The organism is Desulfosporosinus shakirovi (assembly GCF_020595055.1).
Taxonomy (GTDB): Bacteria; Bacillota; Desulfitobacteriia; order Desulfitobacteriales; family Desulfitobacteriaceae; genus Desulfosporosinus; species Desulfosporosinus shakirovi.
The window spans coordinates 1-23,493 of sequence record NZ_JAJDOO010000048.1; the positions used below are offsets into that span (position 1 = coordinate 1).

16 protein-coding genes and 2 other annotated features are annotated in these 23,493 nt (G+C 44.2%); of the genes, 4 read left to right on the plus strand and 12 right to left on the minus strand.

The window, feature by feature from the left end; translation table 11 throughout:
• Nucleotides 1–406: 406 nt before the first annotated feature.
• Nucleotides 407–1,672 carry a tyrosine--tRNA ligase gene (gene tyrS / locus LJE72_RS23475; RefSeq protein ID WP_229250397.1) on the minus strand — a complete coding sequence of 422 codons (1,266 nt, stop codon included), beginning with the start codon at nucleotides 1,670–1,672 and terminating at the stop codon, nucleotides 407–409.
• Between the two features lie 525 nt (nucleotides 1,673–2,197).
• Between tyrS and LJE72_RS23480 the strand changes: the two genes are divergently transcribed.
• Entirely contained in the window at nucleotides 2,198–4,867 is a 2,670-nt protein-coding gene (locus tag LJE72_RS23480) for a transglycosylase domain-containing protein (protein WP_229250399.1), read from the plus strand.
• 86 nt (nucleotides 4,868–4,953) lie between these two features.
• Here the strand turns inward: LJE72_RS23480 and LJE72_RS23485 are convergent, their stop codons facing one another.
• Nucleotides 4,954–7,320, minus strand: a complete 2,367-nt coding sequence (locus LJE72_RS23485) for an endonuclease MutS2 (protein ID WP_229250400.1) — start codon at nucleotides 7,318–7,320, stop codon at nucleotides 4,954–4,956.
• An 81-nt stretch (nucleotides 7,321–7,401) separates the two neighbouring features.
• On the minus strand, nucleotides 7,402–9,966 hold the full coding sequence (locus LJE72_RS23490) for a DUF3656 domain-containing U32 family peptidase (RefSeq protein WP_229250401.1): 2,565 nt from the start codon (nucleotides 9,964–9,966) through the stop codon (nucleotides 7,402–7,404).
• A 336-nt stretch (nucleotides 9,967–10,302) separates the two neighbouring features.
• On the opposite strand from LJE72_RS23490, the gene LJE72_RS23495 reads away from it, so the two are divergent.
• The 3 genes from LJE72_RS23495 to LJE72_RS23505 all read left to right on the plus strand — a co-directional run bounded on the left by LJE72_RS23495 (nucleotide 10,303) and on the right by LJE72_RS23505 (nucleotide 13,085).
• Nucleotides 10,303–11,298, plus strand: coding sequence for an ABC transporter substrate-binding protein (locus tag LJE72_RS23495; protein WP_229250402.1), 996 nt, complete (start codon nucleotides 10,303–10,305; stop codon nucleotides 11,296–11,298).
• A gap of 88 nt (nucleotides 11,299–11,386) precedes the next feature.
• The gene (locus LJE72_RS23500; RefSeq protein WP_229250403.1) at nucleotides 11,387–12,289 is read left to right on the plus strand and encodes an ABC transporter permease; all 903 of its coding nucleotides are present in this window, start codon (nucleotides 11,387–11,389) and stop codon (nucleotides 12,287–12,289) included.
• 1 nt (nucleotide 12,290) lies between these two features.
• A complete protein-coding gene (locus tag LJE72_RS23505; RefSeq protein ID WP_229250404.1) occupies nucleotides 12,291–13,085 on the plus strand; it encodes an ABC transporter ATP-binding protein in 795 nt (264 codons plus the stop codon).
• A gap of 298 nt (nucleotides 13,086–13,383) precedes the next feature.
• Here the strand turns inward: LJE72_RS23505 and LJE72_RS23510 are convergent, their stop codons facing one another.
• The 9 genes from LJE72_RS23510 to ytxC form a co-directional block, all read right to left on the minus strand.
• On the minus strand, nucleotides 13,384–13,641 hold the full coding sequence (locus LJE72_RS23510) for a cell division protein ZapA (protein WP_073033289.1): 258 nt from the start codon (nucleotides 13,639–13,641) through the stop codon (nucleotides 13,384–13,386).
• Between the two features lie 76 nt (nucleotides 13,642–13,717).
• Nucleotides 13,718–16,123, minus strand: coding sequence for a phenylalanine--tRNA ligase subunit beta (gene pheT, locus LJE72_RS23515; RefSeq protein WP_229250405.1), 2,406 nt, complete (start codon nucleotides 16,121–16,123; stop codon nucleotides 13,718–13,720).
• 12 nt (nucleotides 16,124–16,135) lie between these two features.
• Complete coding sequence (gene pheS, locus LJE72_RS23520) at nucleotides 16,136–17,158, minus strand: phenylalanine--tRNA ligase subunit alpha (RefSeq protein WP_229250415.1); 1,023 nt, start codon at nucleotides 17,156–17,158, stop codon at nucleotides 16,136–16,138.
• Between the two features lie 484 nt (nucleotides 17,159–17,642).
• On the minus strand, nucleotides 17,643–18,437 hold the full coding sequence (locus LJE72_RS23525) for a TrmH family RNA methyltransferase (RefSeq protein ID WP_229250416.1): 795 nt from the start codon (nucleotides 18,435–18,437) through the stop codon (nucleotides 17,643–17,645).
• A gap of 121 nt (nucleotides 18,438–18,558) precedes the next feature.
• Complete coding sequence (gene rplT / locus LJE72_RS23530) at nucleotides 18,559–18,918, minus strand: 50S ribosomal protein L20 (RefSeq protein WP_229250406.1); 360 nt, start codon at nucleotides 18,916–18,918, stop codon at nucleotides 18,559–18,561.
• A gap of 27 nt (nucleotides 18,919–18,945) precedes the next feature.
• Nucleotides 18,946–19,143: a 50S ribosomal protein L35 gene (rpmI, locus tag LJE72_RS23535; RefSeq protein ID WP_073033279.1), complete on the minus strand. Its 198-nt coding sequence runs from the start codon at nucleotides 19,141–19,143 to the stop codon at nucleotides 18,946–18,948.
• A gap of 23 nt (nucleotides 19,144–19,166) precedes the next feature.
• Nucleotides 19,167–19,682 (minus strand): translation initiation factor IF-3, encoded by a 516-nt coding sequence (gene infC / locus LJE72_RS23540; protein WP_229250417.1) that lies wholly within the window; start codon nucleotides 19,680–19,682, stop codon nucleotides 19,167–19,169.
• A gap of 31 nt (nucleotides 19,683–19,713) precedes the next feature.
• Nucleotides 19,714–19,845: a sequence feature (ribosomal protein L20 leader region), on the minus strand.
• Between the two features lie 115 nt (nucleotides 19,846–19,960).
• The gene (gene thrS, locus LJE72_RS23545) at nucleotides 19,961–21,895 is read right to left on the minus strand and encodes a threonine--tRNA ligase (protein WP_229250407.1); all 1,935 of its coding nucleotides are present in this window, start codon (nucleotides 21,893–21,895) and stop codon (nucleotides 19,961–19,963) included.
• A 251-nt stretch (nucleotides 21,896–22,146) separates the two neighbouring features.
• Nucleotides 22,147–22,368: a binding site (T-box leader), on the minus strand.
• Nucleotides 22,369–22,469: 101 nt separating this feature from the next.
• A complete protein-coding gene (gene ytxC, locus LJE72_RS23550; RefSeq protein ID WP_229250408.1) occupies nucleotides 22,470–23,342 on the minus strand; it encodes a putative sporulation protein YtxC in 873 nt (290 codons plus the stop codon).
• Nucleotides 23,343–23,493 lie beyond the last annotated feature (151 nt).

Genomic DNA, 23,493 nt, shown 5'->3' on the forward strand with positions numbered 1-23,493 from the left:
CTTTCGAGTTTCTCTCATTGGCTGTCCTTGTTGTTTAGTTTTCAAAGACCATGGTCATTCTCTCGCGCCCCTTAGGCCGAATTTACATCTTAGCATTTCCAACTCTCGTTGGCAACAACTAATTTATTCTGACCATATTTAACTACTGTATATTTAATTCAATTTTTAGCAGCTAATTTTGCGGCACTCGGATATATTAACATTTGATTATTGCATTGTCAACCGTTATTTCGAGTTATTTGACTTCAAAAGTCATTTTTTCATCATTAAGAGTCATTTTTTAAATTCCAGTTCACATTTATTACTAGAGTAAAATTCTTCGTAGATATTAATAAGATGTCTACTATAACCGAATCGCTGAAAGTCAGCGATTCGGTTATAGTGTTAACAAGCTTCCTTGACAAGTTTATGCTTCAAATTTAATCAGATAGTAGTTTTTCTTGCCTCGGCGAATAACGAGATACTTTCCGTCTAACCGCTCTAACTCGGAAACAGTTGATCCTACATTGCTATGACGAATATCATTAATATAGATAGCCCCCCTCTCTATCGCCTCCCTGGCCTGACGTTTGGAAGACACAGCTCCCACTTGAACTAATGCATCAACTAAACTTGTTTCAGAAGCTTGGATGGTTGCTGAAGGCACATCGCTAAATCCCTCTTCAATTTCCACAGCAGTCAGATTTCCAAGTCCTCCCCCGAAAAGAGCATTTGAGATTTTCTCTGCCCGATCGAGTGCTTCCTGTCCGTGAACCAGCTTTGTTACATCCTCCGCCAAAGCACGCTGAGCCCTTCTCTTTTCAGGCTCCTTTTCTACCCCTTGTGCCAGTTCATTAATTTCTTCAATAGATATGAAGGTGAAATACTTTAGGAACTTAACAACATCTTGGTCATCTGTGTTCAACCAAAACTGATAAAACTTATAGGGAGACATCTTTTCCTGATCTAACCAAACGGCTCCTCCTTCAGTCTTCCCGAACTTGGTTCCATCACTTTTGGTAACTAGAGGTAAAGTTAGTCCGTGCATTTCTTTTTCTTGATTCGCAGTCCGACGAATTAAATCAATTCCAGATGTAATATTACCCCATTGGTCGCTTCCACCGATCTGCATCTCACATCCGTACATTTCATTTAGTTTTAAGTAGTCGTAGGATTGCAGAATCATATAGCTGAATTCTGTGAAAGATATGCCCTTGCTCAAACGCGACTCAACTGAGTCTTTAGCAAGCATCGCTCCCAAAGGAAAGTTTTTGCCTATATCTCGGAGAAATTCAATCACATGGAGAGAACCCAGCCAATCATAATTATTTGCAAGTATCGCAGGATTGTCCTTGGTTTCAAAATCTAAGAATCGTCCAAATTGATTCTTAATCTTTTGAGCCCACTGTTCAACAACTTCTTGGGGGTTTAGGGTCCGTTCCGATGCTTTGCCGCTTGGATCACCAATTAGTCCCGTCCCACCTCCTACTAAGGCAATTGATTTATGCCCGGCAAGTTGAAACCTCCTTAAAACTAAAAGTGGCAGCAAGTGTCCAATGTGCAAGCTGTCAGCGGTTGGATCGAATCCACAATACAGTGCCATCTGCCCCTTGGCTAACCTTTTACGCAATGCATCCTCATCTGTGTGTTGATAGACTAGTCCTCGATCCTTTAACTCCTTAAAAATGTCCATTTACTTATCCTCCTTTTATTATTCATTTAATATGGCGCGATTGGCATCTTATATCCCCATCTACAGTTCGCCAAATATGAAACTTGGCTTAATAACGAGGAAATCCCCCAACACAAGGTTGAGGGACGAAAACACTTCCGCGGTACCACCCACATTGAATCCCGTATTTCACGGAAATCCAGCTTAATCAGCGATAACGGGCTGACCCGAGGGTTTTATCTCCTAGTCCTGAGGTGTAACTCTTGGTTTCTGGGTCGGTTTGCACCTATTACCGACTCTCTGTTGCCTTCCGCCAAGTTTCTTCTCAATCATACCATTGACATTATAAACATAATCTAATCTTAATATATTATACAGTTTCTCTAGCTTGCTCGCAACTTCCAACTCTTAAAAATGTCTCACGAAACAGCGTAGAAACGGCCCCTAATCATTTCAATTTCCTTGTCACAGTAAAAGTATGATATAATTCTAGAAAATTAAATAGTGTCTAGCGCCTCATTCTTTTATTTACAGGAGGTTGTCCTAATGCCATCATCCAGAAAACCAAGTGGTTCTCAGCGCCGCAAACGCCCCTCTAAACGTCGTCGGATTATTCTCTTATCGATTACGTCCTTTATTTCACTTATTATAGCAGGCTTGGCAATTTTTGTGATCGTTGCCGCAGCCGGCACCCCAAAATGGGACCCAGCCTTACTAGGTGACGCCAAACAATCCTCATATGTTTACGATAAGGATGGCGTTGAGTTTGCTCTATTGCATGGATATGAAAATCGTCAAACTGTCGAGTATTCAGATATCCCTGACATTGTTAAGAAAACGTTCATAGCGGTCGAGGACAAACGCTTTGAGCAACACTTTGGTGTTGATCCCATTCGAATTATTGGCTCTGCTCTAAACGATATCCGGACCAGAAGCACCAGAGAAGGGGCTAGCACTATAACTATTCAGCTTGCCAGTAATGCCTTTATCGCAAGCCCTAACGATACTAAATTTATCCGAAAGTTTCAGGTAAAAATTCAAGAAGCGATTCTTGCCATTCAACTCGAACGAGAATACACAAAAGAAGAAATCCTAACCTTTTACCTTAATAAAATTTTCCTTGGTGAATCCTCATTTGGAATCCAAGCTGCTGCTAAAACCTATTTTGGTAAAGATCTGAAGGATTTAACCCCTTCAGAAGTTGCTTTATTGGCGGGGCTACCACAGGCTCCTAGTCAATACAATCCTTATATTCATCCTGATGACGCCAAAGCTCGACGCACTATCGTCCTTGGAGTAATGCTGGATGCCGGGATAATTTCCTCTGAAGAGTATAGTAAAGAAAAGGATGCGCCTTTTGCCTATGTTGATTCCATGAAAGAAAGCCGCGGAGGGGCACAGAAAAACGAACTAACCACTGCCAGTTACAAGTTTCCATACTTTGTGGATTACGTTATAGAAGAACTTGAAACCAATTACGATTTAACCCCTGAACAAATCTTCAGTGGTGGGTTGCATATTTATACAACGGTTAATCCGAAAATCCAAAGTGCCGCTGAGGCTGCTTTTGCTGACTCGGCTAATTTCCCTCAAGGTATTAATAACACGAAAGTCGAAGGTGCTATAACAGTTATTGAACCTTCAACCGGGGAAATCCAAGCAATGGTCGGCGGACGGGATTATACACCCCGAGGACTGAACAGGGCATGGCAATCCAAACGACAACCTGGGTCAACTATAAAACCATTAGTCGTTTACGGTCCAGCTATCGAAAAAGGGGGATATTTCCCCGGTACCGTCCTTGATGATATGCCAGTAAGCTATAACGGCGGAAACGGTAAATCTTGGTCGCCAACTAACTTTGATACAGCAACTAAAGGGTGGAAGGGTCTTATAACCATGCGTTATGCTGTTGAACAATCAGTCAACATCTATGCCGTTAAACTCTTGGATCTTATTGGAATTGATTATGGTTGGGCATTTGCTAAAAACAATCTCGGACTCCCTCTTGCACCAGAAGACCGAGTTTTAAGCCTCGCTTTAGGTACTACCCATGTCAGCACACAAGACATGGTTGCGGCTTATGGGGTTTATGCCAACAACGGAGTTAGCATCACTGATCATGCAATAGTAGAAGTAACAGACGCCAAGGGGAACGTCGTAATTTCTCCCAAAATAACTAAAAACCGGGTTATGAAGGAAACAACTGCTTATATTATCAACAGTATGTTACGCAGCGTTGTAACCAGCGGCACCGGAGTTAGCGCCCAAATAGGAAACTGGGCTGTTGCCGGCAAAACCGGTACGTCTTCGTTACCTGATAACCTTAATAATAAGACAGGAAATACAGATGCGTGGTTTGCCGGATATACCCCTAACTACGCAGGGGTGGTTTGGATGGGTTATGATTCTAACCCTGACCTAGATAAGAATGGAACGCCGGGACCGTATTATTTGCGCAGTGTGTATGGTGGCGGCTTTCCTGCCCAAATTTGGAAGAAGGTCATGACAGCGGCACATGAAGGGCTTCCTGTGCAATCGAAATTTGAACAACCCGCAGGAATTGTCAGTGGCTCCTTTGATATGAAGTCCGGGCTCCTTCCCAGCAGTTTAACCCCTTCAGAATTTGTCTCCACTGAAATAGCAGCCCAAGGAAGTTTACCTACGCGGATCAGTGACGTCTGGATTCAAAAGGATGTCGACGCCGATCATCCGAATATGTTAGCTTCTCCGAACTCGCAGAATACCATTACGAAAACCTTCTTGAATTTACCCAATCGGGATCCGTCTTGGACATGGCCTTCCAATGAGGCACCCTATAAACTGCCTACGGCGTTGGCCCCTGATCCGGTTACAGATGAGATTCCCGATCCAGATCTTTCCCCTCCACAAGATGATCTTCCGCAGGACACCTCCCTTCCGGTGCCCGTGCTTGGAGAGGTAAATTATGATGCAAAAACCTCACGTGTGACCATTCCAATAATGAACCTATCAGGAAACGATAAATATTCCGCGGTTATTCATATTCAACGACCAGGCCAGCCCATCGGAAGCATACCTATTAACAATTCTAAGGGATCCCTCACTTTCTCACTAGCGATAAACGACAAAGCCCCCAGTCCCGGCTCTTATTACTTCCGTGCCTCTTTTAAAGATCCGAAGGAATCAAAGATCGGTCCGTCTTCCAACACTGTTAAATTAATCTTGACCGACTGACATTAACCTTGCAAATATAGTAAAACAGCACTGTAACCTTAACATAAAGGTTCTCAGTGCTGTTTTAATGTACTTAAGGTTATAGCTTACTTTAGCTCAACAACCGTAACTCCAGAATCCCCTTCACCGTACTCTCCTAACCTGAAACTTTGTACATGGGGATGTCCCTTAAGAAAATCTTGTATACCGGCTCGCATCGCCCCTGTTCCCTTACCATGAATAACATAAATTTGACCAATCCCTCCAAGAACGGCATCATCCATATATTTGTCTAAGACTTCTCTTCCCTCCTCGACAAGCATTCCTCTTAAATCAATCTCACTGCGGATCTCCTCTGCCTTTCGAACCCCAATACCCATTTCACGCCGTGAATATCTGGGTGCAACCTTTTTTTCCTCTTGCGCTAATTTTAGTTCTGCCAGTGGTACCATAACTTTCATAATGCCCGCTTGAACAAGTACTTCTCCGTTAGTATTAGGGAGCTTTAAGACTTGCCCTTTCTGCCTGATTTTTGTCATATAAACCGTCTGCCCCAACATAATCTGATCTGCTGATAATTCACTGCCCGAACGTTTTACTTGCCGACCATGATCCAACTTTGAGGATATACGTCGAAAGCCCTGACGAGCTTTTTCAATATCTTGCTGTTGCTTGTTTTCCTTCTTTAAAGCAGCTTTTAGCTCTTCAATTATAACCTCAGCTTCACGTTTAGCCTCGCGAATAAGCTCGCTGGCTTCATCCTTAGCCAAGGACAGTAATATTTCAAATTCCTCATCTAAGCGGATTGTCTTCTCTTCCAGAGCTTTACTTTGCCTTTCTACAGCTTGCCTGCCTGTTGCAGCCTTTTGCTTCTCTAATTCTATCTCCCTGTGAGTTTCACCCAAATTTTCAATTAGATCTGCTACTTGCATCTCCCGTTCTGTTACGAAAGTGTTAGCTTTTTCAAGGACCCGCTCGCTTAACCCTAACCGTCCCGCAATTGTAAAGGCATTGCTTTTTCCGGGAATCCCAATCAACAACCGATATGTGGGGCGCAAAGTCTCAGTGTCAAACTCTACTGAAGCATTTTTGACACGAGGGGTATCATAGGCAAACGTCTTTAAGGCTCCATAGTGAGTTGTCGAAACCGTGCGGCAACCTCGCTCATGCAGTTCAGCTAAAATCCCCATGGCTAGAGCTGCCCCTTCTGTTGGGTCGGTCCCAGCCCCTACCTCATCGAGCAATACCAGAGAACGTTCATCTGAGCGATTTATAATTTCCACAATATTTTTCATATGTCCTGAAAATGTACTTAAAGATTGTTCCACGCTTTGTTCGTCCCCAATGTCCGCAAAAATCTGAGTAAATACTCCCATTCGAGAATCACTTTCCGCAGGAATTTGGAGACCAGACTGATTCATAGCTGCCATCAGTCCAACAACTTTAAGAGCCACTGTTTTCCCCCCAGTATTGGGCCCTGTAATAACTAAGGTGTCGAAATCTATCCCTAATTCTAATGAAAGCGGAACAACCCCTCCGCTAATTAACGGATGCCTGGCTTGGACAAGCTTCATTTGTTGACCAATGACCAATACTGGCGCTCCGGCATTCATGGACACGCTTAAATGTGCTTTTGCAACGACAAGATCCAGTTGGGCTAAAGCCTCATGAAGATCTGCTATCTCATCGGCATGCATCTCGATTTGAGCTGAGAGCATCTGCAGAATTCGTTGGACTTCACGCTGCTCTTTTAAAATAACTTCACGCAGTTCGTTACCTAGATGGACTACTGGCATAGGTTCAATAAACAAGGTTGCCCCGCTCGCGGATTGATCGTGGACAATACCCGGAAATGCCGCACGATATTCCTGCTTGATCGGGATCACATATCGATCCGAACGTTGCGTAATAATAGGGTCTTGCAACATTTTTTGATAGCTGGAATTCCTCAAAGTCCCTTCCAGACTTTCTCGAATACGGTTCTGCAGCCGATTTATGGCTCTTCTGAAATCTGCCAGTTCTGGGGAGGCATTATCTGCCACCTTCCCATCCTCAGAAATACAGCGGGATATTTCATCCTCAAGATCCTTCTGCAGCTCAATAGGTAACGCGATATCCCATAAACCGGGGAACCCCTCTCTCAATTCCATTAGCAGTTGCTTTATTTTTCGCCCTACACGTAGAGTATCTCGGATTTCTAAGAGTTCCTCTCCATTAATTACCCCTCCGCGCAAACATCGCTCTATGTAGGGACGAATTTCTTTCGACCCGCGCACTGAAAACAGCGGATTTCCTCGTAAAAGATTCTTTCCTTCTTCTGTTTTTTGCAACTCCAAGCGAACTGATTCCAAATCAACATAAGGCTTTAGACCAATGGCCAGTTCCTTTGCTCGGGGAAGAATACAATACTCTGCTAAACGCAACAAAACCTTTGGAAAGTCCAGTTTATTAAGGACTTTATCATCAATTTCCATAGTGCCTCCTTTGTAATGGCCAAGACTCAACCGAAGGTTAAGTCTTGGCGAGAAGGGACTGCCCTTCTGACGGGGATAAACCTACAGCACGCCGCGGAAAAAATGCCCTTTAGTAAATCCCTCTGGGAAAAGGGATGTTAACTCAGACATCCCGTCATTCGACGTCCATGCGCTCTTCTTAGGGACATTTAGTGAATTCCAAGCTTCATTAAACAAACGAACAATCTGCTTTATTTGCCCTGGGGTTTGTCTGGTTAATTGCAAACGAATGGTCGAAATTTCCATCCGCCGTATTTGGGCAAGTTCTTCATAGAGGTTAAGGATCTTTACATTAAAAAGGTGCATCCGACACTCTTCGTCGGTCTCAACCGGAAAATTATACCGCATGCGATCACGCAAGAAATGAGGTTCTTTCACACACGTTCTTGCACAGTGGTCCCCTTTTTTCCCACCTAAGGTCGCCCCTACCGGGCAATATTCGCTTACCATCATCTCTAGATCTCCAAACACTATGACCTCTGCCCCAGGCCATCTCGCTAAATGAGCAAGCTGTTCATGGTGCAGTTCCGGTGAAAGGGTTACCTTCATTGCACCTAAACGCCAGAAGTATGCAAGACTCGCTTCATTAAAGACATTTAAGGAATAATCTACTTCAAACGGCCAATTGGAATCAATGCTCTTCATTATTTCCAACTCACTAAGGTTCGACACCATTAGTTTAGGTTTATGTTCCCATTCTGCTGCTTTTTTAATGTCCGCGAGAAGATTGTCACTTTGAGACTGATTCAAGACCCGTGGCAAGCGCCAGACACAATCAACCCCTTGTCTTCTGCAATCAGCAAAACTAGTTTTAATCTCGTCCAGAGAAAAACCGCGCCGGGAGCGCCAATGTTCTCCGCCAATCAATACCCGTTTTGCTCCCCCTTTAAGAGCCGCTTGCAGTGTTGACGTGTCACTAACGGCCACTGAAATCTGGGGGATGGGTTTCTGCAAATTGATTAAGGTTGTCCGTTCCTCTGCCTGGCGTTGCTTCCACAACTCAATTCTTTGTTTATATGTTTGGCGATCGACCTTCTGTCGTGGCGCTATTTGTAATAACTCTTCAACTGCTAAGCGACGCATCTCATTCAAGTCACTCACCGGAAGCATGATACCCTCATCCGTCTCCAACTCTAACTTGTCCAGCCAAAAAGGAGTTGTCCCTAATCGACCTAACTGCTGGTAGGCATAATCAAATGTCAGCGGCCTTTTTAAAGCCCTTTGAGCCACGCCAGCCGAATATACTGTGACCTTACGTTGAGTGTCCATCACCTCTAAGCACAACTTATCCCCTTCGTGCCCCGATAGCCGCATAGTAAGTGGGTTTTTACGCTGCTCCCGTCCCTCTTGGAAACTATGCCTGGCTTTTTCCATTAATAAGGCATCATTCGTCTTAAAAACACGATCTCCGGGGTGCGCTATACCGAGAAACTCAATCTGAACAGTTTCCCCATGCAGTCCTTCAGTAACTTCAATTCCGCTCTTCCAAATCTGTCCAACAGTAACCCCTTCTCGCCCACGCCCTGTCCAAAATTCGATACCATCCCCCGGGTGTAAGGCAGCTTCCAGCTTAATGGATAATCGCCCATCTTCGACTTGAGTCACTCGACCGAGACGGGTTCCCCGATTATTCGGTCGACTGTAACTCATAAGGTCTGCACCGAGATTTTCCCTGAAATATCCGCTTGTAAAGTCTCGGTTGAACACCTGTAATAATTCTTGATGCTCCCCTGGGGTTAACAAGGGAGCGAGCCCATTGCCTTCTCTCTGATCCCCAATCCGATCTATGGCCTGCCGATAGAGTCGAATAACAGTAGCTACATACTCTGGTCGTTTCATTCTTCCTTCTACTTTAAGAGAATGAATGCCGATTCGCTCTAGTTCAGCCAACTCCTCAGCCAAATTCAAATCCCGTGGACTTAACAAATGTTCCCCTGTGTTTTTTTGTGCCAGAAGGTTCTGCTTCTCGTCATTTACAAGCTGATATGTCATCCGACAAGGTTGTGCGCATGTGCCCCGGTTTCCACTCCGCCCCCCGATAAAGCTTGACATGAGGCATTGTCCCGAATAGCCTATACAAAGTGCACCGTGCACAAAAACCTCAATTTCTAACGGAGTCTCGTTTGCGATATATTTCATTTCATCCGCCGAGGTCTCTCTGGCTAACACAACTCGACTAAAGCCCAGAGATTCTAAATGGTGAACTCCCCAGCTTGTATTAACCGTCATTTGCGTACTGGCATGAATATCCATTTCAGGAAGAATCTTATTGATTAACTCCGCGACCCCAACATCTTGTAAAATCACGGCGTCGACCCCAATTTCGTGTAAGGCATAAAGATAATTCAACAGTTCTTGAAACTCTTGATCTGCAATGAGAATATTAGCGGTCACATACACTTTAACCTGTCGTTCATGAGCATAACGAACAGCTTTTTGCAGCTCTTCTAAGTCGAAATTTGCTGCGCTTGCCCTGGCACTGAAGCTTTTTCCTCCAAGGTAAACCGCATCTGCTCCGTTTTCTACTGCTGCTTTAAAGGCTTCGAAACTTCCGGCAGGAGCTAGAAGTTCCGGAGAAAGGGATTTTTCAGTTTCTAATTCATTCATTTTATAATTTCCCCTGTTTCTACATTGTGGCTTTATTTTAATTCCCATCTCTGACCAGAGTTAGGAAACATCTTAATTATAATTGTTTAGCTTAAATTTGTACAATTAGTGTAAGCCCATAGCACTTAGCACAGATGGGAGAGTACCATTCCCCCATTCCTTCTAAAAGTATCGCGACTCCCGGAAACAATAATTTCTAGTTGACACCCTTAGGCATATACCTTAAGATAAAATTAATTAAATATTGGCAGTATGGTAGTACAGTAGGAGCTGGGCACAAGGCACTTCCTGCGGAGGTGTATTTTTTATGTCCAAGATTAAAAGGGGGTAATAATTATGAAAAAACTACTAGCATTCGGGTTAAGTTTAGTATTATTACTTAGTTTAGTCGGCTGTGGTGCAGCAAAATCAGGAACCAACTCCGCCGAAAAGGAGGGGCCAAAGCAACTAAAGATTGGAATTGTTCAAATCGTTGAGCACCCGGCCTTGGATAGCGCTCGCCAAGGTTTTCTGGACACACTGAAGAAAAACGGGTATGAAGAAGGGAAAAACCTTACAGTAGACTATCAGAATGCTCAAGGGGATCAGTCCATACTCCAATCGATTACCCAAAAATTTTCCTCCGCCAAATTAGATTTAGTCCTGGCTATCGCAACTCCTTCCGCACAAGCTATGGCTAGTGCTAGCAAAGACATCCCCATTTTGATCACGGCTGTCACGGATCCGGTAGAAGCTAAACTTGTCAACAGCATGGAAAAACCGGGGAAAAATGTAACTGGTACAACCGATATGAATCCAATTAAAGAACAATTTGAACTGATGAAGACCTTGGTTCCTACGGTTACAAAAGTCGGGGTCATATATAATGCCGGGGAAGTAAATTCTCAGGTGCAAGTTGCTATTGCAAAAAAAGTAGCCTCCGATCTTGGCTTAGAAATTGTTGAAGCAACCGTTACCACCAGTGCCGATGTATTACAAGCAAGTCAGTCATTAATTGGAAAAGTTGATACCATCTACGTACCCACGGATAATATGGTCGTTTCGGCTGCCCAATCAGTTGTACAGGTTTCCCAAAAGAACAAAATCCCCATCATTTCTGGAGAGAGCAGCGTCGTAGACAAAGGAGCCTTAGCTACAATCGGAGTTAACTATAAAAAATTAGGTGAACAAACTGGTGAGATGGCACTCCGTGTTGTCAAAGGTGAGAAGCCTCAAGATATGCCCATCGAAGCTCAAAAAGAATTCGATACAGTACTTAATCAAGCTGCTATTGATTTATTCAGTATAACAGTACCAGAGGATATCTTGAAGAAAGCAACTATTGTTAAGTAGTAATACCTGCACATGTTTCTCGAACCACGAGTTGAAGCGTAAATATCTTAGTTGATTAGTCGCAGCAAATGTAATTGGGGTGTTGAAGATGTTCACACAAATAGCGCTCGGTACAATGGAACAGGGTTTAATGTATGCTATCATGGTTTTAGGTGTCTATCTGACGTTTCGGATTCTCGATTATGCCGACTTGTCTGTAGACGGAAGTTTTACTCTCGGTGCAGCAACTGCGACATCGCTGATCGTCGGAGGAACTGACCCATGGATAGCCACTGGAATGGCGTTTATTGCCGGAACCCTGGCGGGGTTATTTACGGGAATACTTCATACCAAGTTTAAAATCACACCCTTGCTTTCAGGGATTTTAACAATGACAGCCCTTTATTCCATTAATCTGCGAGTAATGGGCAGAGCTAATATCTCACTCCTTGGGTCAAGGACAATCTTCTCTGATTTTGCTAAGTTGCCCTTCATGGAAGAGTACGGTGTCCTTGTGCTTAGCTTGGGTTCTGTGCTATTGATAGGCGCTGTCATTTATTTTTTCCTGCAAACTGAATTGGGGCTAGCCTTACGAGCCACTGGGGACAACGAACTGATGATTCGAAGCCTCGGCGTTAACACAGATCTCATGAAAATCCTCGGACTGGGCCTATCCAATGGATTAGTTGCCTTTGCTGGAAGCTATGTCGCTCAGAAACTAGAGTTTGCCGATGCCAGTATGGGAATCGGCATGATTATTGCTGGATTAGCTTCAGTTATCATTGGAGAAGTGTTGGTTGGAACCTCTTCGATTGGTCGAGCTATTCTCGCAGTAATCTGCGGGGCCGTTCTTTATCGGGCAATCATTGCGGTTGTCTTGCAGTTAGGTTTAGAAGCAACTGACTTGAAATTGATCACCTCTTTCATTGTTATTATTGCTTTGGTTTCGCCAACTCTCCGGAAAAAGATTGCGTCATGGAGTGCAGGGATTTCGGGAAAGGAGGCTCAATGAGATGCTAAACGTTCACGAAGTGCTAAAGACTTTTAACCGAGGAACCGTTAACCAGAAGATAGCCTTGAATAAAGTAAGTTTAGAACTTTTACCTAATGATTTCGTTACGGTAATTGGGAGCAATGGCGCCGGAAAATCGACGCTTTTGAATGCTATTGCCGGAAACTTTATGGTAGACTCCGGAGAAATCTCCATCGAAGGCATGCAAATCACGCGTCTTCCTGCTCATAAACGGGCAGATTTGATTAGCCGAGTTTTCCAGGACCCCTTATCCGGTACCGCAGCCTCAATGACCATCGAGGAAAATCTTATTATGGCCTTTCGCAGAGGAAAGGGCCGACGCTTACGCCGAGCCATAGGAACTAAGGAAAGAGATTTATTTCGTATAGAACTAGAAAAGCTCAGCCTGGGCCTCGAAAATCGGCTAACCAATAAGGTCAGTCTCTTATCGGGGGGACAACGCCAAGCTTTGACCCTTCTAATGGCAACGCTACAGAAACCCAAGCTATTACTTCTTGACGAACACACTGCGGCCCTCGATCCCAAGACAGCTGAAAAGGTCTTAGAATTAACCTGTGGTGTGACAGAACAGCAACAACTAACAACCTTGATGATTACCCACAATCTGGACCACGCTCTTACCTTTGGGAATCGAACGATCATGATGCACGAAGGTCGGGTGATCCTCGACATCAAAGGAATAGAGCGAAGCAATATGACAATAAGTCGCTTGCTTGAAATGTTTGAGAAAGCCAGCGGATCTCACATGAATACGGACCGCATGATTCTAGCCTAGATTTTTTAAGAGGGTAAATTGATTACCCTCTTTTTTGTGCTCAATATGCATTGCGAGATAAATTTCGGGCAAAATTCAAGTGAGTGTGGATGGGATTATCATCTTGTCCGCCTATACCAAAACCATCTACAAGATCATCACCATACGCATTTCTATTTTCCCCCTTCCAGTTCTAAGAGTATCAAAGTTTTTGGGGAAATACCAATATCCAATTGATGTTTCTCTAGCCTGCTCTCCGGTTCTTTTTAATTGTGTACATAGAAAAACACGACTAAGCCTAGTCGTGTTTTTTTATCGGCTACTCGGTCTTTTCTCCAAGCAGTTGCATTAAGGTTTCTTGTTCTTCTCGTAACTTAGCCAATTCATCAGCTAAATTCAAAGCTGTTAAGACAGCCGTCTGGTGAACACTCAAGCGAGGCAACCGTTGAGCGATCAGACGCATTTTCTTATCAACTTCATGCGCCAACCCTTGAATATACGGTGCTGTACCCTCACCGCGGACCACATGTTTTTCCCCAAAAATCTCAACGGTGATTTTGACTGGTTCATGTGCCACAATTTCCCCTCGCTCTCTATGTCCTGTGTCCCTTCTCGCCATAATTAGCTCCTGGGACACTCAACGGATCTTTTCTTTATTTTCGCCGTTCCGCGCCAAAATCCTGCTGAATTCCCTCTAAAATACGCGAATTCAGTAGATTTACTTCCTCATCAGTCAATGTCCGTTCTATGGACTGATAACGTAATGAGAAAGCCAAGCTTTTATGATCTTCGGGTATAGGTTTTCCGGTATAGACGTCAAATATTTCAACTTGTTGCAACAAATCCCCGCCAAGCTTTCGTATTTTGGCCATGACTGCTTCAGCCGAAGTCTCAACGGTCACGACGACGGCCAAATCCCTTAGTATTGCAGGAAAACGGGGAATAGAATGAGCACGCACAGTATGTCTGATCCGCTTAAATAAGGTGCTCAATTCTAATTCAAAGATAACCGCTCGTTCAAGCCCCCATTCCTTTTCCAGAGAGGGATGGATTTCGCCAAGGAAACCAACACACTGATTCTGAAGATAAAGGTCTGCAGAGCGGCCTGGATGGAGTAAAGATTGATTTTCTGCCACACGGAATTCTAGTTTAAGCCCGAATTCCAGAGCCAATCCTTCCATAATCCCCTTGAGATAATAGAAGTCATAACTAATCGGCTGGTTCCTCCAATGTCTCTCACTCTTTCCTACGGCGACCGCTGCGACTCGCAATTCTTCCCGCGGAAGCTTCTTCAAAGGTTGCTCTTCTCCCCAATATGTGTTTCCTATCTCGAAAATGCTCACATCCATGTTTCGACGTGCGACATTCCGAGCGGCTACATCAAGGAGCCCCGGTATAAGAGAGGTACGCATTACACCAAGTTCTTCCCGCAAAGGATTGAGCAGGGGAATCTGATGTTTTGCGCTTCCCCATTGGGCATCTGATTCTGCGCGGGTGAACGTATAGGTCAGGACCTCATCCATCCCAGACTGTGCCAAGACTTTACGCAACCGACGGCGAAACTCTTGTTCAGGGGTTCTCCTGCCCTGAGTCTGATCCCCTTGAGGCAGAGTGGTTGGGATTCGGTCGTAGCCAATCAGACGAGCAACTTCTTCCATAAGGTCTTCTTCTATCTCAAGGTCCGAGCGATAGGTCGGAATCTCAACCTGGAATAATCCGCTTTTTTCCTTATACTCAAAGTTCAGGTCCTCCAATACTTGGCGGATCTCTGATATCTGCAACTCAATTCCTAGGACAGTAGATGTATGTTCGGTGGACAGAGTAATTTGGCGACGAGACGGGAGGTGCCTGACTTCATCTACAAGGGCAACAGGGCGGCCCGCTCCCAAGTCTGTGAGCAAATCACAAACTCGTCCTAACACAGCCACAATTCCAGAGACATCGATACCCTTTTCGAAGCGGTTCGAGGCCTCTGATCTAAGTCCTAAGCGACGACTTGTCCGACGGATGCTGACTGAAGAAAAGTGAGCGGACTCAATCATTAACCGCTTTGTATCCTTCGTCACTTCACTGTATAACCCACCCATTACTCCAGCTACACCTAAAGGTTGACTGTCGTCCGCAATGAGTAATGTGTGGGTTTGCAGGGTCCTCTCCACGCCATCTAAGGTAACAATCTTTTCTCCTGGCTGTGCTGGCCGCACATGGACATCTCCCTCGATTTTATCCCGATCAAAGGCGTGTAACGGCTGTCCCATTTCCAACATGACATAGTTTGTAATATCCACAATATTGTTGATGGGACGAACACCTGCAGCTTTGAGCCGTCGTTGCATCCACTCCGGCGAAGACGCAATATGGACATCTTCAACCACTAACCCTGCATAACGCCAACATAACTCTTGATCCTCAATGATAATCCTAAAATCCGTGACAACGGGAAGGGAAAGCACTTGATTTTGCTCTGCCCACTTCGGTAAATGGGGCTTTTTCCGAGTGAGAGACGCCACTTCACGCGCAACATTCACCATCGCCAAACAATCCGGTCGATTTGGGTAGAGCTCTAAATCTAAGATACTATCCTCAAGACCTAAATAGTGCCCAAAGTTCTCCCCAATAGGAGCAGTTGTCGGTAAAATCAGAATTCCCTCCGCACTCCGATCTAACCCGATTGTACCATCAAGCAGAAGCTCTTCGCGCGAGCATAGCATTCCCTGCGAGACAACCCCTCTAAGTTTGGACTTTCGGATGGAGAGATCATTTGGCAAGTTTGCTCCTACTAAGGCAACAGGAATCCGGTCTCCCGTCAGTAAATTCTGCGCTCCGGTCACAATCGTTACTTCCTCTAGACCCACATTTACGGCACAAACCAACAGTCGATCTGCATCCGGATGTTTTGTCAAACTGACTATCTCACCTATAACTACTTTCTCAAATCCCTTATTCAGGTTCTCAACATTCTCAACTTCAATACCACCACGGGTTAGAGTTTCTGCCAACTCTTCAGCACTCTGGTCTAAATCAACCAGTTCACGCAACCATTCCAAACTGACTTTCATGACCTTTCCCCCTTAAAACTGTTGCAAGAATCGCAAATCATTATCAAATAAGAGCCGCATGTCTTCAATCCCAAACTTTAGCATGGCGATGCGCTCTACTCCCATACCAAAAGCAAATCCCGTGACTTCCTGCGGATTATATCCACCCATTTCTAATACCTTCGGATGAACCATACCTGATCCTAATATTTCTATCCATCCTGTGCCCTTGCAAAGACGGCACCCTGATCCTCCACAAAGCATACAGGAAACATCTACTTCGGCGCTAGGCTCAGTGAAAGGAAAAAAGCTCGGTCTTAAACGAATTTCTCTAGACTCACCAAACATTTCACGAGAGAAATTTAAGAGAATCCCCTTAAGGTCTGACATGCGTATTCCACGATCTACAACAAGTCCTTCGACTTGGTGAAACATTGGGGAATGAGTTGCATCATCATCATTGCGATAAACTTTTCCTGGAGCAACGATTTTCACAGGGAGGTGGGGATGCAGTTTCTCCATTGTTCGAATCTGTACGGGAGAGGTTTGGGTTCGAAGCAGAATTTCATCTGTGATGTAAAAGGAATCTTGCATTTCACGAGCCGGATGCTCTTTCGGAAGATTAAGAGCTTCGAAGTTATAATAATCCGATTCAATTTCCGGCCCTTCAGCAATTTGAAATCCCATACCCAAAAAGATATCTTCAATTTCTTCGATAACCTGTGTAAGAGGATGATAATGTCCTCGAGCTACACGAGTGCCCGGTAACGTAATATCAATTCCTTCGGTAGCCAATCTCTTCTGTAGAGCCATCGCGTCTAACTCTTCACTGCGTTCTTCCCACGCTTGTTCCAGACGGGTACGAACCTCATTTACAACTTGCCCCATTATTGGTCGTTCTTCAGCGCTTAGACTTCCCATCTGACGTAACAAAGCAGTTAGAGACCCTTTCTTACCTAGGACCCTCACTTTAAGCTCTTGGAGTGCTTCAGGGCTGTCCAACTCCCTAAGTTCTTTTAAGGCCTCTTCTCTGATGCGCAATATTTCGCTCTTCAAGTAAATCACCCTTTCTAAATCCATCTCGGAATCCTTCTAACTGACACTTGCTATCAAGGCATCTAAGCTATTTCTTACTTAAGTCATAGCGTTAATCAATTTCAAACGTCCTGTTGAGTCTTGCCCCGCACTCTAACCTCAAAAATTCCTGTTCATCAGGGAAAAGAATAAAAAACTCCCGCCCCTTGAAAGGGACGAGAGTCTATTCTCGCGGTACCACCCTAGTTTAGCTGATTTAGCCACACTTAAGTCCCTGTTAACGGTGGAGACCGGGCCTGCCTACAAATCAGCGGGCCACTCCCAGGCGAAATTTAACCTCTTCAAACATGAGTGAGGAGGTGGATACCTTCTTAGCTGGCTCACAGTCTTAGGCCATGCCTCCCTGAGAAGAAATACTCCTTTTTAACCTGATCATCGCTTTTACTAACTATGAATACGTTCTGGTATGTTAACAAAGAAAATTATAGCATATTCGTTGTATATTTTACAAGAAACCCCTTTGGCGGACAATCTCATAAAGCAAGATCCCTGTGGCCATCGCTACGTTAAGGGATTCTACTTCTCGGGCCATCGGAATCGTAACCCGTTGGATATCCCCATCTCGAAATGATAGAGATGGGCCCTTGCCCTCGTTTCCAACAACAAGGGCAAGGGGGCCCTCCGATAGTTTTGTCTGGTAAACAGGAACCCCTTGAATGTCCCCCATCAAAACCCGTAATTCCTGTCTCTGACAAAAGTCCAAAATATCCTCTGGCTGTTGACTATGCAGGATGACTAAGGAAAAGACAGCCCCCATGGTACTGCGTAACACTTTAGGATTATATAAATCGACAGTTCCTGGGGTCAAGCACACATAGCGAACTCCGGAAGCCAACGCGGTGCGCAGAATAGTCCCTAGATTGCCTGGATCTTGAATTCCATCCAAAATAAGCACGACTGATTTTGAATCAATATGTAAATCCGTCCAAGTATAGTTTGTTTGACGTACCACAGCCATTATTCCTTGAGGCTCTTCTGTTGAACTCATTTTACGAAGAACTCGAGCATCCACCTCCTCAAAAGGGATGCTTCGCTCACGTAGCTTTGCAAGCAGAGGCTGCCATTCTGACGGCTCACGCTCTAAGCAAATAAATACCTTTTTGATTGGCGCATTTCTGAGAACGCCCTCTTCAACGAATCGCCATCCCTCAATTATAAACAATTGGGCCTCTTCACGGGCTTTGCGCCTTTGTAAAGAGACTACATATTTGACCTGCTCGTTTTGTAAGGACTCTATTATCCTAACCACCTCCAAGGGTAGTGAAACTGACTACGCCAAGTCTTCGGCCTCCGCTTAGCAGCAACTATGCACCGGACCCAGCCTCATATAAAGAAAGAGGATGCATTTGCACCCTCCCTAATTATCCTTTGATTTGCACTTTGGCGACATTAACGATTTCTGTAAACGCTGCAGCATCACTAATTGCGATTTCTGCTAACATTTTCCGATTGACTGTAACTCCAGCCATTTTTAAACCGTTCATCATACGGCTGTAAGACATGCCATTCATTCGGGCAGCTGCGTTAATTCTTGCAATCCAAAGCTTGCGGAAGTTGCCTTTATTGTCTTTTCTGTGGGCATAGGAATAAGCTAAAGACTTAAGGACTTGTTCATTCGCCGGGCGATAGAGCTTGCTTTTTCCCCCACGATATCCTTTTGCTAACTTCAATATCTTTTTGTGGCGTTTATGCTTGGTTACGCCTTTTTTTACACGAGCCATTATGAAGACCTCCTTTTACCTCAAGTTTTATAGATAAGCGATTATACTGGCAATTCGTTTTGCATCGCTTTTATGCATAATCGTTGATTTACGTAGATTTCTTTTTCTTTTGGGTGACTTCTTCTCCAAAATATGACTTGTAAATGCATGCATACGGACAATTTTGCCCGTTCCTGTTTTCTTAAAACGCTTTGCAGCGCCACGGTGTGTTTTCATCTTTGGCATTTAGTTTTATCCCCCTTTTGCTATTAGTCGTGTTTAATTGAAGCTAAAATCATAATCATATTTCGACCTTCAAGTTTTGGTTCACGCTCTACTGTAGACTCTGCTTTGCAAAACTCAGCCAGTCGGATACATAAAGCTCTGCCAAGCTCAGGGTGAGTCACTTCCCGTCCGCGGAACATGATCGTGACCTTTACTTTATCCCCATCCTGCAGAAAGCGTTGGGCGTTGCGAGCTTTGGTCTCGAAGTCATGATCCTCAATATTCGGACGCAGTTTGACTTCTTTAATTTCCATGCTTTTTTGCTTTTTGCGAGCTTCTTTGTCTCGTTTAGCTTGTTCGTACTTGTACTTGCCGTAGTCCATCAGTTTGCATACCGGCGGCTTAGCCGTCGGCGCAATCTCTACAAGGTCTAACGATTTCTCGATTGCCAAGTTCAGTGCGTCTCTAGTCGCCATGATCCCAAGTTGTTCGCCTTCTTCACCAACGAGACGAACATCCCGAACCCGGATTTCGTCATTAAGTCTTAAGTCCTTGCTAATAAGAAACCACCTCCTAAAAATTTTATCAAATTCAAAAACAAAAAGACGGATGATTTACCACCCGTCTTCTAAACAATCACGAGCAAACACTAAGCTCAGGACCAGAAGATACCTTATCGACGAGCGCCGTAAGGTGAGAAGCGGATGGCTTCTGCTTGACATCAAATATCTTACCTCAAAACTATTCTCTTGTCAATTCCAAACCTTGACATTCTTTTATCTTCCTAGCCCACTGCTGTTATCTTAGCTCAACATATTGAGCTACAGTTAAAATTCGATTATTCTTCTTTGAAATTGGCTTTCAGCATTTTCTTACTCTTAATCTCTTCTTGGACGAGCTCAATAAAAGCATCGATCGTCATTTTTTCTCCAGCATCCCCCTGTCCGTACCTTCGGACTGCAGCCATATTAGACTCGGCTTCCTGATCCCCGACGACCAACGTAAATGGAATCTTTTCAGTTTGAGCTTCTCGAATCTTATAACTAATCTTTTCTTTGCGCTCGTCTGTTTCCACTCTTATCTCAAGTTCGTTGAGGCGCGAAGCAAGGGATTTAGCATACTCATGATGCCGCTCACTGATCGGCAGGATACGTACCTGGATCGGTGCCAGCCAAACAGGAAAAGCTCCCGCATAGTGTTCTGTTAAGAGAGCAATAAACCGCTCAATGCTTCCATACACAACCCTGTGAATCATGACTGGACGATGCTTTTGACCGTCTTCTCCGATGTAGGACAAGTCAAATTTCTCGGGCATTTGAAAATCGAGTTGAATCGTCCCACACTGCCAAGTCCGGTCCAGGCAATCCTGGACATGAAAGTCAATCTTAGGACCGTAGAAAGCCCCATCGCCTGGGTTAACCTTGTAATCTATACCTTTCTCTTCTAAAGCCTCTTGAAGGGACTTAGTCGCTGTTTCCCAATCCTCATCCGAGCCCATAGAATCTTCAGGACGCGTAGACAATTCGACATGGTATTCAAAGCCAAAGACTTTATAGAAATAATCGACTAGCTCAATAACTGCAATAAGCTCTTCCTTAATTTGTGAAGGGAGCATGAAGATGTGTGCATCATCCTGAGTAAAGTTTCTAACCCGGAGTAATCCATGGAGAGCACCCGAAAGTTCATGACGGTGCACGAGTCCCAGTTCTCCTACTCGAAGGGGCAGGTCTCGGTAGCTTCGCATTTTTGTCTTATACATAATCATGCCACCTGGACAGTTCATCGGTTTTACTGCATAATCTTGATCATCGATTTGGGTAAAATACATGTTCTCTTTATAATGATCCCAGTGACCGGATTGTTCCCACATTGAACGATTCAAAATAATTGGAGTTTTAATCTCTTGATATCCGCGTCTGCGATGTTCCTGTCTCCAGAAGTCTTCTAGGGCGTTACGCAAAATCATGCCTTTAGGATGGAAAAATGGGAACCCAGGGCCCTCATCATGTAAGCTAAAAAGATCAAGTTCCAGACCGAGCTTACGATGATCACGCCGTTTTGCTTCTTCTAATTTAAACAGATGATCTTCCAAATCTGCTGGTTTTGCAAAAGCCGTTCCGTAGATACGTTGGAGCATTTTATTCTTCTCACTGCCACGCCAATAGGCACCTGCCAGGTTCATAAGTTTAAATGCCTTAATGTTCGCCGTTGAAGGCAGATGCGGTCCTGCACAAAGGTCTGTGAAGCTCCCTTGAGTGTACATAGAAATTGTGGCGTCATCAGGAAGACCCTCGATGAGTTCAACCTTGTATTTTTCGCCCAGTTCACCAAAATGGCTCAAGGCCTCAGTTCGAGAGACCTCCCTGCGCTTAAAATCATGCTTTTCTTTGACAAGGCGATTCATTTCTTTCTCTATGCTTGCTAAATCATCAGGAGTAAAGACATGTTCAGAGTCAAAGTCATAGTAATATCCCTTAGCAATTGAGGGGCCGATACCGAATTTTGTCCCCGGAAACAGATTGCCTACAGCTTGAGCCATCAAGTGTGCCGTGGAGTGCCTTAAGACGTCTAACCCTTCATCACTATCTATGGTTACGATCTCCACCGCCGAATCCTCAGTAAGCGGACAGGAAAGATCCTTCATCTTATCATTAACTTTCCCTGCTACAGCTACCTTGGCCAATCCCCTTGAGATGGAGGCTGCAAGTTCGGCGATAGTCGTACCTGGTTCAACCTCTCGTATTGAGCCGTCTTTTAAAGTAACCTGAATCATCAAAATCACTCCTTATCTTATCTGTTAGAAAACTTGGATATCGCCAAGCCATAGGTGCCGGCGGTCCCTTCTCGCCGTCCTTGGCTACAGGGACACTCGGCCATCCTTGGCCAGCGGTCCCTTCTCGCCGTCCTGGCTACAGGAACACTCGGCCTTCTTTGGCTAGCGCTAGCCTTAGTTGCACCTATGCTTGGAAAGTATATAACGCAAGTTTATACTTTCTGACTTTAAAATAAAAAACTCTCGTCCCTAGTAGGGACGAGAGTTACTCCCGTGGTTCCACCCAATTGAAAGGCTCGATAAAACCTTACACTCGATCTCCCTTAACGCGGGGAACGGCTGAGCTTACTCATTTCAGCCCAACACTCAAGGGTGGTTTTCTCCTGTACTTTCGTGAGAAATGCTCTCAGCCTTTGGCATTCTCTCTCTTACACGATAGAAGTTCAGAATACTCTCCCTTTCAACGATTTATAATTTATGTGTGCTAAATAATAAGTCTAACACATTAATACGATTCCTTATTTCACATAATAGCAAGGAACTTGTTTATTATAACAAAGAACTCTCTTATCTGTCAAAACTTTTCACATAAGGAACACCCTGCGCAATCATGTACGCGATTCCCAAAAACCTTCCTAATCGTTTCTAGAGTGTCTTTAAACCCTTCGTAACGAATATGTAAAGTAATCTCGCGGGGTGCAACAGCAATTAATGCACTCACCAATAAATCTTCATACCCTAGCTCATTGACGTTGTCGAGTTGGTAATCCTCAAGAAACTGATGGGTGACTTTAACTCCGTCCTTGTTATAAAGATGAAACTTCCCCTGAGGTGTCATCCCAACGTGCAAATACTCCAGTCTTGGTTTTTGACTATCTACAAAATGTTTTAACAGTTCAATAAACTCTAAGTATTCCTTTTCAACAACATACTCATCAATGGCGAATTCTACTGCCTTATTCACTTCGTTCTTATACTCTTGGGCACGAAACCTTAAAAACCCTTCAATGTCAAAAACAGCACTATGGTCCAAACAACTCAATATTTGTGTAACCAAGCTTGTCTTGCGGTTAACACCATGTCCTCGAACTTGCCCTAAACCTTTATTCAAATAATCCAAAGCCTTGTTAAGCAACATTTGCCAATTCTCTTGCTTTAAGTATTGCCTTTTCTTAAGCATCTCTGCCACATGGTCTTTTTCCCAATGAAGCAAAACTGTTTCAGCTAAGGCATTTGCTAAATAATAACGATGGATTTTTTGGACCATACCCTCATTTTCCATCGCTTCCAACGAAGAATCTTGAAACTGACACTGAATGATCCAGCGCTTCCCCTGCTGATGTTCTATGATTTGAAAGGGGAGTTCTTCTTGGTCGCGCAGTTCTCGTAAACGTGCACAGATACTCTCCCGATAATATTGCGTCCCTAATTGCACGGAATGTTCCACTGGCACCCCTCCATAGTAGAGTATATGACCTTCTTTAAGCCATATTTCGGTTGGGCCAATCTCTAAGCACTTTTAATTTTAAAAATGCCTTCGGACATTCCTTAATATTTCCAGAAATGCAATATTTCATTCTTATATCATGCATTAACGA

What these genes read in the sequence shown, in the direction of transcription:
- tyrS (WP_229250397.1), bottom strand. Translation starts at nt 1,672, where the DNA reads ATGGACATTTTTAAGGAGTTAAAGGATCGAGGACTAGTCTATCAACAC.
- LJE72_RS23480 (WP_229250399.1), top strand. Translation starts at nt 2,198, where the DNA reads ATGCCATCATCCAGAAAACCAAGTGGTTCTCAGCGCCGCAAACGCCCC.
- LJE72_RS23485 (WP_229250400.1), bottom strand. Translation starts at nt 7,320, where the DNA reads ATGGAAATTGATGATAAAGTCCTTAATAAACTGGACTTTCCAAAGGTT.
- LJE72_RS23490 (WP_229250401.1), bottom strand. Translation starts at nt 9,966, where the DNA reads ATGAATGAATTAGAAACTGAAAAATCCCTTTCTCCGGAACTTCTAGCT.
- LJE72_RS23495 (WP_229250402.1), top strand. Translation starts at nt 10,303, where the DNA reads ATGAAAAAACTACTAGCATTCGGGTTAAGTTTAGTATTATTACTTAGT.
- LJE72_RS23500 (WP_229250403.1), top strand. Translation starts at nt 11,387, where the DNA reads ATGTTCACACAAATAGCGCTCGGTACAATGGAACAGGGTTTAATGTAT.
- LJE72_RS23505 (WP_229250404.1), top strand. Translation starts at nt 12,291, where the DNA reads ATGCTAAACGTTCACGAAGTGCTAAAGACTTTTAACCGAGGAACCGTT.
- pheT (WP_229250405.1), bottom strand. Translation starts at nt 16,123, where the DNA reads ATGAAAGTCAGTTTGGAATGGTTGCGTGAACTGGTTGATTTAGACCAG.
- rplT (WP_229250406.1), bottom strand. Translation starts at nt 18,918, where the DNA reads ATGGCTCGTGTAAAAAAAGGCGTAACCAAGCATAAACGCCACAAAAAG.
- rpmI (WP_073033279.1), bottom strand. Translation starts at nt 19,143, where the DNA reads ATGCCAAAGATGAAAACACACCGTGGCGCTGCAAAGCGTTTTAAGAAA.
- thrS (WP_229250407.1), bottom strand. Translation starts at nt 21,895, where the DNA reads ATGATTCAGGTTACTTTAAAAGACGGCTCAATACGAGAGGTTGAACCA.